Origin of the sequence: Streptomyces mobaraensis NBRC 13819 = DSM 40847, from assembly GCF_017916255.1 — a bacterium.
GTDB lineage: Bacteria > Actinomycetota > Actinomycetes > Streptomycetales > Streptomycetaceae > Streptomyces > Streptomyces mobaraensis.
In genome coordinates, this window is record NZ_CP072827.1 from 6398789 (window position 1) to 6413293 (window position 14505).

At 73.8% G+C, this 14505-nt stretch carries 9 protein-coding genes and 1 riboswitch; of the genes, 5 read left to right on the forward strand and 4 right to left on the reverse strand.

The genetic code is table 11. The features are described 5' to 3' along the window. The first annotated feature begins 78 nt into the window (after positions 1-78). The gene (locus tag J7W19_RS27580) at positions 79-993 is read left to right on the forward strand and encodes a helix-turn-helix transcriptional regulator (protein ID WP_004941238.1); all 915 of its coding nucleotides are present in this window, start codon (positions 79-81) and stop codon (positions 991-993) included. 124 nt (positions 994-1117) lie between these two features. Here the strand turns inward: J7W19_RS27580 and J7W19_RS27585 are convergent, their stop codons facing one another. Then, a complete protein-coding gene (locus J7W19_RS27585; RefSeq protein WP_004941235.1) occupies positions 1118-1390 on the reverse strand; it encodes a hypothetical protein in 273 nt (90 codons plus the stop codon). Between the two features lie 308 nt (positions 1391-1698). Next, entirely contained in the window at positions 1699-3363 is a 1665-nt protein-coding gene (locus J7W19_RS27590; protein WP_004939189.1) for an NRAMP family divalent metal transporter, read from the reverse strand. A gap of 309 nt (positions 3364-3672) precedes the next feature. Beyond that, a riboswitch (M-box (ykoK) riboswitch) is annotated at positions 3673-3846 on the reverse strand. A gap of 465 nt (positions 3847-4311) precedes the next feature. Here J7W19_RS27590 and J7W19_RS27595 point away from each other — a divergent pair. Beyond that, positions 4312-5661, forward strand: a complete 1350-nt coding sequence (locus J7W19_RS27595; RefSeq protein WP_004939184.1) for a cytochrome P450 — start codon at positions 4312-4314, stop codon at positions 5659-5661. A gap of 54 nt (positions 5662-5715) precedes the next feature. Here the strand turns inward: J7W19_RS27595 and J7W19_RS27600 are convergent, their stop codons facing one another. After that, positions 5716-6798, reverse strand: a complete 1083-nt coding sequence (locus J7W19_RS27600; protein WP_004939181.1) for a terpene synthase family protein — start codon at positions 6796-6798, stop codon at positions 5716-5718. A 297-nt stretch (positions 6799-7095) separates the two neighbouring features. Between J7W19_RS27600 and J7W19_RS27605 the strand changes: the two genes are divergently transcribed. Beyond that, positions 7096-7629, forward strand: coding sequence for a GNAT family N-acetyltransferase (locus J7W19_RS27605; protein ID WP_004939177.1), 534 nt, complete (start codon positions 7096-7098; stop codon positions 7627-7629). Positions 7630-7703: 74 nt separating this feature from the next. Here the strand turns inward: J7W19_RS27605 and J7W19_RS27610 are convergent, their stop codons facing one another. After that, positions 7704-8237: a hypothetical protein gene (locus tag J7W19_RS27610; RefSeq protein ID WP_004939174.1), complete on the reverse strand. Its 534-nt coding sequence runs from the start codon at positions 8235-8237 to the stop codon at positions 7704-7706. A 228-nt stretch (positions 8238-8465) separates the two neighbouring features. Here J7W19_RS27610 and J7W19_RS27615 point away from each other — a divergent pair, with 228 nt between their 5' ends. Together J7W19_RS27615 and J7W19_RS33205 are read left to right on the forward strand one after the other, a co-directional pair. Next, positions 8466-11087: an AMP-binding protein gene (locus tag J7W19_RS27615; RefSeq protein ID WP_158688719.1), complete on the forward strand. Its 2622-nt coding sequence runs from the start codon at positions 8466-8468 to the stop codon at positions 11085-11087. A gap of 165 nt (positions 11088-11252) precedes the next feature. Continuing rightward, entirely contained in the window at positions 11253-14306 is a 3054-nt protein-coding gene (locus J7W19_RS33205) for an AfsR/SARP family transcriptional regulator (protein ID WP_233478186.1), read from the forward strand. The last annotated feature ends 199 nt before the right edge of the window (positions 14307-14505 follow it).

Consider the following 14505-nt stretch of genomic DNA (forward strand, 5'->3'; position numbering starts at 1 on the left):
CCCGGGAGCATCAGTCTGAGGCGGCTTTAGCCTGGTATCCAGAACGTGTTTATTCTGGAACCAGGAGTGCCAACCACCGTGCCGCGACAGCCGCATCAACGCCATGAGCTGGGGGCTTTCCTCCGCAGCCGCAGGGAGCGGATCACTCCTGACGAGGTCGGGCTGCCCCGCACCGGCCGACGCCGGACCCCGGGCCTGCGGCGGGAGGAACTCGCGCTGCTCGCCGGGATCAGCGCGACCTGGTACACGTACCTCGAACAGGGCCGGGACATCCGCACCTCGGACCAGGTGCTCGACGCCCTCGCCGCGGCGCTGCGGCTGGACCGGCACGAACGCGGCCACCTCTTCCGGCTCGCCGGACACGCGCCCGCGGCCGAACCCGAAGGACCCGAGCCGCTCACGGCCGAGGTGGCGGCGGTCCCGCTCCTGCTCCAGCCGCACCCGGCGTACATCATCGACGGCAACTACGACGTGCTCGGCTTCAACCAGGCGGCCGGCGAGCTCTTCCCGGGCCTGGCCGCGGCCGCGGACCGCCCGGCGAACTTCGCCCGGTGGGTCTTCCTCGAACCCGCGGCCCGGGACGTCCTGGTCGACTGGGAGCCCGAGGCACGCGGCCTGCTCGCCCGGTTGCGGACGCTGGCCGGACGCCACCCGGGTGACGTCCGGTACACCCGGGTGATCGACGAGTTGCACGCCGGCAGTCCGGAAGCACGCGCCTGGTGGCCTCGGTACGACGTGCAGGCCCGGCAGGGCGGACGGAAACGGCTGCGGCGCCCGGGGCGCGGGGTCGTCGAGTTCTCCTACACGGCGTTCCACCTGGCCGAACACGCGGAACAGACCCTGGTGATCTACTCCGAGGGCCGGGAGTCGGTTGACGCGGGGCCCGCGGCGTCGGGGCCTGTGGCGTCGGGGCCTGTGGCGTCGGGGCCTGTGGTGTCGGGACCTGTGGTGCCGGGGCCCGCTTTGTCGGGTCCCGTGGAGCCCGGGCGTTGACAAGGGCCCGTCCAGGGCCGCGGACCGGCGTTCGCCGCCCGCACGCTGCCGTTGCCCGGGCGGGGGAGCGTGACGGACCCCTGCCCGGACACCGGCGCCGGCGCACCCGGCCGACCGGATCCGGTCAGGGCTCGGCCCGCCAGTCGGCTTCGAGGCGCCTGCGGCCGTCGGGCCCGGTCACCGCCCTCCAGTGGGCGCGGGGCCGCGTGGGCGCGGCCCCTTCGGCGGTCGTACCGGGACGGGCGGGAGCGCCGAGGGCCCGCAGGACGGGGGTGTCGACGGCGCCGTCGGCGACGCGGCGCGCGGTGCGCCGGAGGAAGGCGCGGGCGGACGCCGTACGGCAGTGCACCGCGCCGGGGTCACGGCGGCGGATGTGGATGAGGGGCAGGACGGTCATGGGCGGCTCACCTCCGCGGGGTGGTGGGGGCGGGGCGCGGCCGGGGCCCGCGATGTGCGGCGCGTCCGGCGGCGGGGGCCGGTGGCGGGGAGAGGCCGGCCGGGGAACGGCACGGCGGCCTCCGCGCCGCGGGCCGCGGCGGGATCGACAGGGCAGGGCAGGGCAGGGCTACGGCTCCGCGCGGGAAGCCGGTGGGCAGTCGTCGTCGCGGAGGGCGGCGACGGTGCGGGGCACGGCTCCGCGCGGGAGGCCGGTGGGCGGGGTGCCCCGGGCGGCCGGCGGGGGGAGCCGCCGGCCGCCCGGGGCGCTCAGTGGCCCAGGGCGAGCTGCGCGACGCGGACGACGACCAGGGCCATCGCGGCGAGCAGGTAGACGCGCAGGGCGGTGAGGCCGACCTTGCGGCCGGTGGAGATGAGGGGCCGGGGCAGTTCGTGGAGCGGCGGCATCCGCCAGTTCTCCTTGCCGGTGCGGTCGACGGGCCCGCCGAGCGCCCATCCCTTGCGACGGCGGCGCGTCTCGGCGTAACCGAGGGCGAGGATGCCCGCGACCCCGCAGACGCCCATGATGTCGAGGATCGCGCCGGAGGTGATGTCCGGGAAGAGGACGGCCGCGGTCAGGATGATGGAGAGGGTGACGAGGACGGCGACGACGAGGGAGGTGAACACGTTCATCGCGCGCCCGTTGACCCACGGCCCGAGGACGGCCTTGTCGTTGCAGAGCAGGAGGAGGAAGACCGAGGCGGAGGGCAGCAGGACGCCGGCGAGGGTCTGGACGCCCTCGGTGAGCAGGCCGAGCGGTGAGCCCGGGATGACGACGATGACGGCGGCGGTGAGGACGAGCCCGGCGAAGACGGCGTAGAAGCCCTTGGCGCCCTTGACGCCGCGGTGCAGCGAGTGCTTGAGGCCCATGACGTCGCCGATGGCGTAGGCGGTGGAGAGGGAGACGGCGGAGGCGCCGATGATCGACGCGTCGAGCAGCGCGATGGCGAACAGCACGCCCGCGGTCTTCCCCGCGTACCTTTCCAGGCCGGCCGCCACGTCACCGGCGTCGGTGAAGTCGCCGAACTCCCCGTGCCCGGCGAACGCGGCGGCGCAGAAGCCCATCATGGCGGCGGCGCCGATGATGACGATCCCGATGCCCAGCCACAGGTCGGCCTTCTCGTAGCGCATGAAGCGCGGGGTGATGCGCTTGTCGATCACGTACGACTGCTGGAAGAACAGCTGCCAGGGGGCCACCGTCGTGCCGACGATCGCGATGATCAGCAGCATGACGTCCGACAGCCGCGCGTGCTGCGGCATGGTGGGGACGACGAGGTCGTGCGCCATCCGCCCGGTGGCGGGGTGGACGATGAAGTAGACGGGGACGAGCAGCAGCGAGCCGGCGCACAGGAGGATCGCGGTGCGCTCGAAGCGGCGGAACGAGCCGGTGGACGCGGCGGCGACCACGATCACGGCGGCCAGCAGCACGCTCGGCACCTTCGGCAGCCCGAGGTAGCCGACGGCCAGGGTGATGCCGATGAACTCGGTGACGAGCGTGAGGGCGTTGAGCAGGAACAGGTCGATGACGGAGAACGCGCCCCAGAACCTGCCGAACCGCTCCAGGATCAGCCGCGCGTGCCCGACCCCGGTGACGGCGCCGAGCCGCAGCACCATCTCCTGGTTCACGTACAGCACGGGTATGAGCAGGACCAGGGTCCACAGCAGGCTGGTGCCGTAGTCCTGCCCCGCCTGGGTGTACGTGCCGAAGGCGCCGGCGTCGTTGTCGCCGACCATCACGATCAGGCCGGGGCCGACGATCGCGAGCAGCGTCTTGAGCTTGGCGGACAGGCCCCGGCGCGGAGCGGTGTCGTCCAGCCTGATGGTGCCCAGGGCGCCGCGGATGTCGCCGACGTGGGCGTCGTCGAGCACGGCGGTGGCGCGGGGCGCGGGAACGGTCGCGGTGGTGGTGGGGTCGGTGGTGGTGAGGTCGGTCATGACAGCCTCCCGGTTCTCCCCGTCGGGGGAGGTCTGGGCACGCGGCAGCGATCCTCCCTGCGAGCGGGCAGCACGAGGCCCCGAGACGGCGGGGTGCCGCGACGGGAGGGGGCTGCGTCGGCTGTGGCGCGTGGGAGCGCGCAGGGAAGGTCGTTACCGCATACCGGAGGTCAACGAGGACATACGGATGGGGGGCCTACTGTGGCCCGGACTGTGACTGTTGCCGTCCATGTCTCGCCTCCTCCCGGCCGGGGCGCGCGCGGGCGCCATAACGGACACGGCAAGGAGCCAACCGGCCCGGTACGGACCGGCTCACCCCAACTCGTCAGAGCTTTGGCACTCCACGGCGTAATCCCTCGGTCCGGGCAGCCACTTGGGATCACCCCTTAGGCCGGGGAGATCTGTCCTGAACCTGGGCGTCTCTCGACGTCGTGGGGTCAGTGGCCTGTGTCCGTGAAGACGCCTCACCGAACGAGGTGCCTCATGCGATTCGAAACCTCGGGTCGAAACCGAAGCGTCGCGAACGTTCAGCAGCATAGCGTGATACTTGCGTCCGAACGCAAGTGTTTGACTCATTCTTGACGCCTCGGACGGACGGGTGGCCGAGGCCGACGGTACCGGCACGGTCCGCTTCCAGGCCGCGGCGTCGGGGAAGGTGCTGCGGCGGCCGACGCCGGACGGCCGCCACCGGGTACGCGGCCGTCAACCGGGTCCGGCCCCCCGGTCGGCCCTCTGGTCCAGGTCCGGATCCAGGTCCCTGGTGGAGCTGCGCAACGGCTCGGCCGCCGGGCTGGACGGCACCTCCGCTGGGTAGACACGAGGAGGAGGCGGGGAAGCGTCGGGGCGTCTCCTCGTATCCCCCGATCCCGTATCCCGTATCCCGTATCCCGTATCCCGTATCAGGTATCCCGTTTCCCGGCCGCGATCGACCTGCGAAGGCGGTGCTCGATGCTCGTGTCGTCCCCTGAGGGCCGTGTTCGCGCCGTGCCGCTGCACCGGGTGGTGGCCCAGGTGGTGGCGAACGGTCCGTTGGGGTTGATGGAGGAGACGGGCCGGCAGGGACAGGGCGACGTGGTGCGGCTGGGGCTGGGGGCCTTCCGGCCGTTGCTGGTCACGCATCCCGAACACCTGCGGCACGTGCTGCGCGACGCGGCGGAGAACTACGTCCGCGGGACCGCGATGTGGAACGCGCTGGGCCGGTTGACCGGGCAGGGCATCGCGGGGGAGGGACCGGGATGGCTGGCCAGCCGCAACGCGCTGCGCAAGGCGATGTCCGCCACCTACCTGCAGCGGGTGGGCGCGACGGTCGCCGATGCCGTCGAAGAGGCGGTGGAGGCGTTGGCGGGCCGGGCGGAGCGCGGGCCGGTGGACGCGGTGGCGGAGATGACCCGTCTGGTGCACCGGGTCATCAACCCCGTCTTCTTCGCCTCCCGCATCGACGCCGCCCAGTGCGACCGGCTGGGCGAGGAGGTGGCCGGCGCGCTGGGTTCGCTGCTGTGGCGGATGGCGATGCCGTTCGTCCCGTACTGGGTGCCGCTGCCGGGGGACCGGGCGTTCGCCCGCGCGACGTCCGTCATCAAGGACATCCTGCTGCCGGTCATCGAACGGGCCCGGCGCGCGGAGAACGACGGACCCGACCTGATGAGCGCCTTGCTGCGGGCCCGGGACGCCCACGGGCGGCCGCTCGGCGACGAACACGTCCGCCAGGACATCGTGGCCCTGTTCGTGGCCGGTTCGGAGTCCAGCGCACTCACGCTCACCTGGACGTGGGTGGTGCTCTCCCGCCATCCGGAGATCGCGGCCCGCGTCCGCCGGGAAGCCGACGAAGTGCTGGCCGGCGGGCCGCCGAGGTTCGAGCACGCGCGGCGCCTGGTGTACACGCAGCGGGTGCTGGCCGAGGTGATGCGGCTGTACTCGATGGCCTGGGCGGTGCCCCGCGTCGCCCGGCGGGACGACCGGCTCGGCCGGGTCCCGGTACCGGCCGGTACCACCCTCGTCGTCTCCCCTTATCTGACGCACCGGCTGGCCGACTTCTGGCCCGATCCGCTGCGCTTCGACCCCGACCGGTTCGAGAGGAGCGCCGTACGCGCACGCCACCCGCTGGCCTACCTGCCGTTCGGCGACGGCGCCCACCAGTGCGTGGGCCAGGGCTTCTTCACCCTGGAGGCGACGCTGGTCCTGGCCGCCGTGCTGAGCCGGTACGAGGTGCGCGTGCTCGGTGATCCCCGCCCCCGCCTGGCCGTGGCACTGCCCCCCGACCGGCCCGTCGGCCTCGCCCTCACCCGGCGTACCCGCTGACGTCCGCACCCAGCGAAAAAAGGGTTCCTCGCGGGAACACCGCCGGCCGCCCGGTCAGCCGTACCCGGGGAGTTCCCACAGCCAGGACAGGGCCGCGATGCCGGGTGCTCCGGCGGGCGGTGCGGTGTCGGTGAAGGACCCGGTGGTGACCACGGCCCCCGGGTGGCGGCCGTCCGGGTCGCTGTAACGCCCGGCCCGCAGACCCCACTCCGCGTTGCCCCTGAGCAGCGTCGACAGATGGTCGAGGTGCTGCCGTAGCGGTCCGCTCGCCGTGGGGAGGACTTGCTCGCGCAGGCGCGCGAACCGGGCCGTGAGGCGGTTGGTCAGTGCGACGGCCTCCTCCAGCGCCTTGTGTACCGGCAGGCCCCGCTCCTGGGCGAGGATGTCCACCAGGTTCAGCCGGCAGCCGGTGGCGTGCGCGCTGCGCGCGGCCAGCCACCGCTCCTTGCCGTAGGAGAACAGGTCGTCGTCGAAAGCCGCCGTGGTGAACGCCAGTTCGCGCAACGCCCGTACGGCAGGGGAGGCCATGTCCCGCTCCGGGATCTCCACGCCGTCGACGATCTCCGCCCAGCAGAGTGTGGCCGGGCCCGCGGCGGTGTGCTGCCGCATGTGCGCGTAGTCGTTCAGCGCAGGCGTCCGGTCCTGGGCCCGGCACGCGAACTCCCACAACACGCCGTAGAACCACCCCCGGTGTTCCTCGACCACCCGTGCCCACTGCGCGGCGGTACTCCAGGTCCGGCCGCGCTCGGCCAGATCGCGCACGGCGGCCAGGAGCACGTCCCCGGGCGGCCCCATCACCGCCCGCGGCACCTCCAGCACCCGCAGGACCCGTGAGGCGAGCCTCGCGAAGTCACCCGGGCGCACGCCGGCCGCGCCCTCGTCGCAGTGGGCGTCGTCGAAGGCGAACATCAGCGTGCACCAGTCCACCGCCAACTGCAGCCGCCCGGCCGGTGCCCGGGGCATGATGCGTCCGTAGAACTCACCGCAGTCGTTGTTCAGCATCCGCGACCGCTCGGGCTCGCGCAGGCCCAGCCCGAATCCGTTGAGCCAGCGTCCGCCACGCTCCGTCATCCGCCAGGCATCGGGGTGCGCGGGCGAGGCGAACGGACAGTAGCGGGGCGCGAGCACGACCCGCACACGCGCGCCGCCCCCTCTTCCAGCACTTGCGCCACCGCCACGTGACTCCTCCCGCGGTCCGCCGTCCCGGGGTGGATACCCACCTGCGCGTCCCCCGGGCCGGGATCCCGGCTCCGCACATGCGAGCGACCCGTGACCGAAGCACCGCCCCGGCCCCAGGACCGGACAGGTGACCCGCCATCCCCTTGGACCGCGGCCGGATCATCGGCAGGCTCACCGGCTTCCGCACCACCCACCTCACCCGCTTCGCCACCACCGGTGAGCACCGCCGGCGCTCCGCAAGGCAGTATGGGGACTATGACCGAGATCCACACCCCCCGCCTGCTCCTGCGCCGCTGGAGCGACGACGACCTGGCCCCCTTGGCGGACGTCAACGCCGATCCGCACGTCATGCGCTGGATCGACGACGGCTCGGTCCTCGACGCGGACGGTACGGCGGAGACCGTCGAGCGGTGGGAGGAGGAGTGGGACGAGGAGGGCTTCGGGGTCTTCGCCGTGGAGCTCCTGGGGTCGGGCGAGCTGGCGGGCGCCGTCGGGCTGTCCGTCCCCGAGTCCCTGCCGGAGGTCCTGCCCGCCGTGGAGATCACCTGGCGGCTCGGCCGGCCCTTCTGGGGCCAGGGTTACGCCTCCGAAGCCGCCCAGGCCACCCTGGAGTTCGCGCTCCAGGATCGCGGCCTCGACCGGGTCGTCGGCATCGTGCGCCCGGGCGACGCGGCCTCGAAGAACGTGCTGCGCAAACTCGGTATGGAACCGGAGCGCGCGACGACCCACCCCGTCCACGGCTTCCCCCTGCACATCCACTCCATCGACCTCACGGAGTACGCGGCCTGAGCGTTCCCACCCAGTGCTGCGCACCACCGGGAGTAGCACGCCGCGCCCCCCGGGGGACGCGGCGTGCCCGCGGACTACCAGGTGAAGGCAGCCGACTGCTTGCCGGTGGCGGTGCAGTAGGAACTGAAGCTGCCGGTGGGCTTGTTGACGGTGAGCTTCAGGGACCAGTTGGTCTCGCTCGGCGCTCCCCCGAGAGCGGCCGAGTCGGTGGTGTCACCGTCGGACAGCGAGCCGGTGGTGAGCGGAAGCGGACCGAACGAGATCGGGTCGCCCGTGGCCGCGGCCGCATGCGCGGTGCCGGAGAACCGCACCTCGCTCGTCGCACCGCCGGAGGTCTTGTTCAGCTTCAGCGTGGCGGTCACGGTGTTGGCTTTGAGCGGGTACTGGGTGCGGATGTCCGTGGAGTCGACGCGTATCGTCTTGCCGCCGCCGGAGTCCGCGGCGGTGAGTGTGACGGTGCCGACGCCGGCGGAACCGCAGTCGTACGTGGCCGTCGCCGTCGCCGGAGCGACGGCCGCCGCCGGTCCGGCCAGGGCCAGGGAAGCGGCGAGCGCGCTCGCGGCGGCGATCGAGGTCAGGGCGACGCGTCGCGCCGAGAAGCCGTGCATAGGGTGCTCCTTCGCGGATGTGCCGTGTTCCTGGCGGAACCTGGATACGTGCGAGTGCCGGGCCCGGCGTCTCGACCGCAGTAAAGCCCGCGCTTCTCTTGCGGCGGTTGGTGATCGGTTGGCGATTTCTTGGTCCGGTGTCCCCATAGGCCGCGTATGGCACATCCGGGCAAGATGGGCTCGAATGTTCCGACTCAGGGAACCCCCATGACCCGAAAAGGAGCAGCGTTGTTTGAACCACGGGATGACGCCCGCGCGCAGTGGCGTGTCGTGCTCAACGACGAGGGGCAGTACGCGATCTGGCCGGCCACCCGGGAACTGCCCGCCGGCTGGTGGGCGGAGGGTGTCGGCGGGGTACGGGAGCGGTGCCTGGCCCGGGTGCAGGAAGCGTGGACCGATCCGTGTCCGGTGAGTCTGCGCCGTCGCGTGGCCGAGGGGGTGACCGGCGGTGCTGTCGACGTGACGACGGTCACCGGGCGGCTGGCGCGCCGGGTGCCGGGGGCGGAAGCCCTGCGCGGGGAGGGGTTCGCCCTGACCTTCGGGGAGTTGGAGGCGGTGTCGAACCGCTGGGCGCGGTACCTGCGGTCGCTGGGCGTGGGGCGCGGAGCGGTGGTGGGGGTGCTGCTCGGGCGGGGGGCCGACCTGCACGCGGTGACGCTCGGCGTGTGGAAGGCGGGGGCAGGGTGCCTGCCGCTGGAGACCGAGTCCCCGGTGGCCTCGCTGTGCGCACTGCTCAGCGTCGCGGGGGCGCGGTTCCTGGTCACCGAGATGCCCTACGGGGTCGGTGGTTTCGGCGGACGGGTGCGGTACGCGGACGATCCCGAGGTGCGCGGCGTGCTGGCCCGGCTCTCGGACGAGCCGCTCGGAGGGGCACCGGATCCCGAGGACGTGGCGTATGTGATGCGGGTGCCCGCGGTGGCCGGGCCCCCGCTCGCCGTCGCGGTCCCTCACCGGGGACTGGCACATCACCTCGGCTCGGTCGCAGCGGAGTTCGCGGGGACGGGTGGCGGCGGTACGGCGGTCTGCGCGCCGGTCGCCTCCGAGGGGGCGGTGACGGGGTTGTGGGCGCCGCTCTGGGCCGGGCGGCGGGTGCTGCTCGCACCGAGGGCGCTGGACCCGGGGCGGCCCGGCGAGTGGCTCTCGCGGGCCGGAACGTGCGCGTTGCTGGCCATGACGGCTTGTCAGCTGGAGCACGTGGTAACACAGTTGGGCGAGGCAGGCGGCGCGGCGCTGGCCCGGCGGTTCGTCGTCACGGGCGGCGCACCCGGACCCGCGGCGGCCCGACTCGCCCAGCGGCTCGGCCCCGGCCGGCTGCGCACCGCGTACGGGGCGGCCGAGACGTCGTTCGGTCCCCTGCTGCCCCCCGAGCCTGACGGCGACACCCGGACGCGCGTGCTGGACGGCGATTTCCTGCCGGTTCCGGACGGTGCGGTGGGGGAGCTGTACGTGACCGGCCCGGGCGTGGCGCGTGGCTATGTGGGGCGGCCCGCGCTGACGGCGCAGCGGTTCGTGCCGGACCCCTACGGTCCGGCAGGGGCCCGGATGTATCGCACCGGGGAGTCGGCCCGCCGGACGAGTACGGGTGAGGTGCGGCTGCTCGGCCGTACCGACCGGCAGCTGTGGGTGCGTGGCCACCGGGCCGATCCAGTGGAGACCGAGGAGGCGCTCCACGATCACCCGGGCGTCGCCGAGGCCGTCGTCATGGGTGTCGAGGACGCGCCGGGCGTCGTCCGGCTGGCCGCCTACGTGGTGGCGCGCCCCGGCGCGGAGGGGCTGGACGAGGCGGCTCTGGCGGCCCACTGCGAGCGGCGGGTGCCCGCCCACCTGGTCCCCGCCGACGTCACCCTCGTCGACGAGGTGCCGCGCGGCGCCGACGGGCGGGTGGAGCGGTCGGCGCTGCACGGACGGACCGCGGGGCGCGGGCCGGGGGAGCCCGACGGGCGCCGCGGGCGGGCCGACCCCTGGAAGCGCTCGTTCCGCGGCGGATCCGGCCTCGTCGCTTCGCTGGCGGCGCACCGGGTACCGGGAGTCTGCTTCGCGTTATGGGAGGGCGGGCGCCTGGTGGCGGTCGAGGCGGCGGGCAGCGACGGCGCGGGCCGGCCGATCACCCCACGCACCGCCTTCCCCGCGGGGCGGCTGAGCCGGCACGTCGCGGCGCTGGGTGCCCTGCGCCTGGTGGACCAGGGGCTGCTGGCGCTGGACGCCCGGGTCGGCCGCGCCGGGGGCGTCCCGGTCACCTTGGCGGACCTGCTGTGCCGCCGCCGAGCCGATGTGGGCGCCGCGTTGCTGCCCGGGCTGCTGGAGGACGCCACGGGCGAGGCGCTCGGCCCCCTGCTGCGACGTCTGGTGCTGGGGCCGCTCGGCCTGGACGGCAGCCGGTTCGGCGCGCCCCCGTCGGGGAACGGCGGCGGCGTGCCCGTGGCCCGGGTGGGTCATGACGCCACCGGCCGGGCGCTGCACGGCGTCGGCCGGTCCGCCGGTCGGCTCCAACTGTGGGCGACGGCGCCGGATTTGGCCAAGGTGACGTGGGAGCTCCGGCGCTCCCTGCGTGGCGCGCCGTGCGAGCGGGACTCCATGGCGCCCGTCGCGGTTCCGTGCCCGGGCGGCCTCCACGGTCTCGCCGCGGAGACCGAGGCCCAGGACGGCGAAGCCCGCGGTGCCCAGGAGGCGTGCGATGCCGCCGACGCGGCGCCGCCCGGCTACTACGCGGCGTCGGCGTTCTGCCCGGGCGCGGACCGCGGTCTCGTCGTGCTGGCCAACGGCAGTGCGGGGGGCCGCGTCGGCAGGGAGATCGCGGCCGGCCTGAAAGAGCGTACGTCATATGACGGACAGCTGCCGGACGGGTGGTGACGGAACGTCGACGGAAGCCCGCCGGATCTCGATCCGGGGCCAACTGACTGGTACGCAGAGTGAGTTGTTGGGCAAGTGTGTTGTCGACGGCGGGTCTGCTCCACACAATGATTTGGCAATGTCTTCGCGGGGGGCGGGGCGTGCGCGGTCCCGGAAGGAGGCGGAGTGGCGCCCCGATTGGCGTTTCAGGTACTGGGGCCGCTCAAGGTGAGCGCGGACGGCAGGCCACTGCTGTTGCGCAGCGCACGGCAGCGCGCGGTACTGGTCCTGCTGCTCCTCACCCCGGGACGGCCCGTTTCCGTCGAGGCCCTCGCGGAGGCCGTCTGGCATGGGGACCCGCCCGCCACCGCGCGCAACCAGATAGCCATCTGCGTCTCCGCGCTGCGCAAGACGTTCCGCGACGAGGCGGGCGTGGACGACCTCATCGAGACGCTGCTGCCCGGCTATGTGTTGCACAGCGAGGGCCATTACGTCGACGTGGCCGACCTGTACGAGTCGGCCGCGGCCGCCCGGGCCGCCGTCGAGGCGGGGAACGCGGCGGAGGCCGCGGCACGCTTCGAGCACGCCCTCGCGCTCTGCTCGGGGCCGGTACTCGACGGCGTGGACGGCGGCGCGCTCAGCGGCACCGCCGGCAGGATCACCGAGTTGCGGACCAATCTGATCGAGGAGTACGCCACCCTTCGGCTCGGGCAGGGCCACTACCGGTCGGCGGTGGAGTGCCTGGCCCCGGTCGTCGCCGAACACCCGCTGCGCGAGAACGCCCGCGCCATCCTCATGCGGGCGTACCACCTGTCGGGCCGACGGTCCGAAGCGCTGGACTGCTACCGCGAGGGACGCCGCGTCCTCGTCGCCGAACTGGGCGTCGAGCCCGGTCCCGAACTGCGGGAGGCGCACCGCGAGGTGCTGGAGGACGACGGGTGGACCGCGGCCGTGCCGGGCGCCGTCACTCCGGACGCCGCCCCGGACACCGCGCACGACGCCGCCCCCACGTCCGTCCCCGTCCCGGTCGCCGTGCGTCGCCGGATGCCCCTGCCCCCCGAGCCGTTCGTCGGGCGCGAGGCCGAACTGCGGCTCCTGGAGCGGCTCGTGCCGATGGCGCCGGGCCGAACCAGCGGCGCCACGGCCGGCGTCGTGGCGATCCGCGGGCCGGCCGGGGTCGGCAAGAGCGCGCTGGCCCTGCACTGGGCCGACCGGGCGGCGGAGCACTTCCCCGACGGCCGGCTCTACCTGGACCTCGGGGATCCGCGGGGGCCCGGCGGTCATGGCCCGGCCGAGGCGGCTCTGGAGCAGGCGCTCCGCGCGCTCGGGATACCCGGGACCTCGGTCCCCGCGGATCCCGTGGACCGGGCGGCGCTCTACCACGCCGCCCTCGACGGCAGACGGCTGCTCGTCGTCCTCGACGACGCCCGCTCCCTCGAGCAGATCCGCCCGTTGCTGCCCGGCCGCGGCCCCGCCCGGGCCCTGGTCACCAGCCGCGACCCGCTGCACGGGCTCGCCGGGACGGCCGACGCGGTGCGGGTGGACCTCGACGTCATGAGCCGGGCCGAGTGCCTGGACCTGCTCGCCGCCACGATCGGGGAGCACCGGGTGGCCGCCGAACCGGACGCGGCCGAGCGGCTGGTGGACCTGTGCGACCGGCTTCCGCTCGCCCTGCGGGTCATCGCCACCCGGCTGCTGTCCGACCACCGGTGGTCGCTGCGCCAGATGGCGGCACGGGTGGAGGACCGCCGTGAGCGGGTGAGCACCCTCAGCCCGGGCGAGAGCGGGGTGCGCTCGAGCGTCTGGCTCGGCTACCGGGCGCTCCCCATGCGCGCCGCGCGGCTCTACCGGCAGCTTTCCATGCTGGACGTGCCCGACTTCCCGTCGTGGATCGGCGTTCCCGTCCTCGGTGTCACCCCGGAGGTGTCCGAGCGACTGCTGCACCAACTCGTCGGTGCCCGGCTCCTGGACGTCCGTCCCGCGCACGGTGGAACGAACCGCTTCCGTTTCCAGGAGGTGATGCGCCGGTTCGCCCGGGAGCGGTGCCTGGCCGAAGACGACGAGCAGGAGCGCGAACAGACCCTGGAAAGGGTCCTGAACGCCGTGCTCTCGGTGGTGTACGCGGCACAGGAGCAGTTGTACGGGAGAGGGGAGACCCCGCACAGCTGCCCGCAGTCCCCCGAGCCGGTCCCGGGCGAGACGGTGAGCGAACTCGTCGCCGATCCCATCGAATGGTTCGAAGGGGAGCGTGAGGCGCTCGGCGCGTTGGTGGTGCAGGCGGTTCGGGAGGGGCGGACGAAGCGCGCGTGGCTCCTCGCCGTCGGAATGGTCCCGTTCTACGAAATACGCAACTACCTGGAAGACTGGCGACGCACCGCCGAGTGCGCCCTGGAAGGCGCCCGGCGCGCGGGTGACACCCGCGGGGCGGGCACCATGCTCCGCTCCCTGGGGACGCTCGCGATCTACCAGCGCCGCTACGAGGAGGCGCGGGAGCGGCTGCTCACCGCCCTGTCCTACCTGGAGCGGAGCGACGACACCCAGGGCCGGGCCATCGTGCGGCGCAACCTCGCGGTCTGCGCCCGCTTCTACGGCGACCTCACCGAGGCGGCCCGCTACTGCGAGGAGTCCCTGACGCTGTTCCGGCGGTCCGGGGACAACTCCGGCCTCTCCCACGCGCTGGGGCTGCTCGCCCAGATCGAGATCGAGCAGGGCGATCCGGAACGCGGTGTGGAGCTCAGCAACCAGGCCATCCAGGTGAGTTACGAGGCGGGGTCGCTGCGCAGCCGCACCCAGAACCTCTACCGCCTGGCGGAGGCGCTGCTCGGAGCGGGCCGGCCGGTGCAGGCCGAGCGGGTCTGCCACGATGTGGTGGGACTCGCCCGCGGCCAGGGCGACCGGCTCGGGGAGGCCCACGGCCTCTGCGCGCTCGGCGAGGCGCAGTGGCGGCAGCACCGACCGCACAAGGCCCGTGCCAGCCTGTTGCTGGCGCTGCGCCTCGCCGAGGAGGTGGGCGACCGGTTCCTGCAGGCCCGGATCGTCACCCACCTCGCCTGCGCGGACGCGGTCCGCGGCGGCACCGGCGCGGGCGAGCCCCTGGACTGGGCCCTGGAGGAGTTCCGTACCCTCAACGCGCCGCTGTGGGAGCGGCGCGTCGGCCGGCTGCGCGAGGCGTTGGAGTCGCACGACGCGGTCCATCCCATCGAAGGCGCGTTCCTGGCCTGTCTGCTCGCCGACCGCTGACGCGCCCGCCGAGCGCCTCCCGGGCCCGGGTACGCGTCACGTCCAGGGCAGGTCGTCCTCGTCCGCCCGGGGCCCGGGGGCGGGGAACGCCGCGGTCCCGGCGGGCACTTCGGTGACGGTACGGGGATCGCGCATGAAGGAATCTCCTCACGGGTGCACCGGAAATGTTTCCCGTAATCCTTGGGATCGTCTTCTGCCG

Coding starts and splice junctions, on each gene's coding strand:
- J7W19_RS27585 (WP_004941235.1), bottom strand. CDS start 1,390: ATGACCGTCCTGCCCCTCATCCACATCCGCCGCCGTGACCCCGGCGCG.
- J7W19_RS27590 (WP_004939189.1), bottom strand. CDS start 3,363: ATGACCGACCTCACCACCACCGACCCCACCACCACCGCGACCGTTCCC.
- J7W19_RS27595 (WP_004939184.1), top strand. CDS start 4,312: ATGCTCGTGTCGTCCCCTGAGGGCCGTGTTCGCGCCGTGCCGCTGCAC.
- J7W19_RS27605 (WP_004939177.1), top strand. CDS start 7,096: ATGACCGAGATCCACACCCCCCGCCTGCTCCTGCGCCGCTGGAGCGAC.
- J7W19_RS27610 (WP_004939174.1), bottom strand. CDS start 8,237: ATGCACGGCTTCTCGGCGCGACGCGTCGCCCTGACCTCGATCGCCGCC.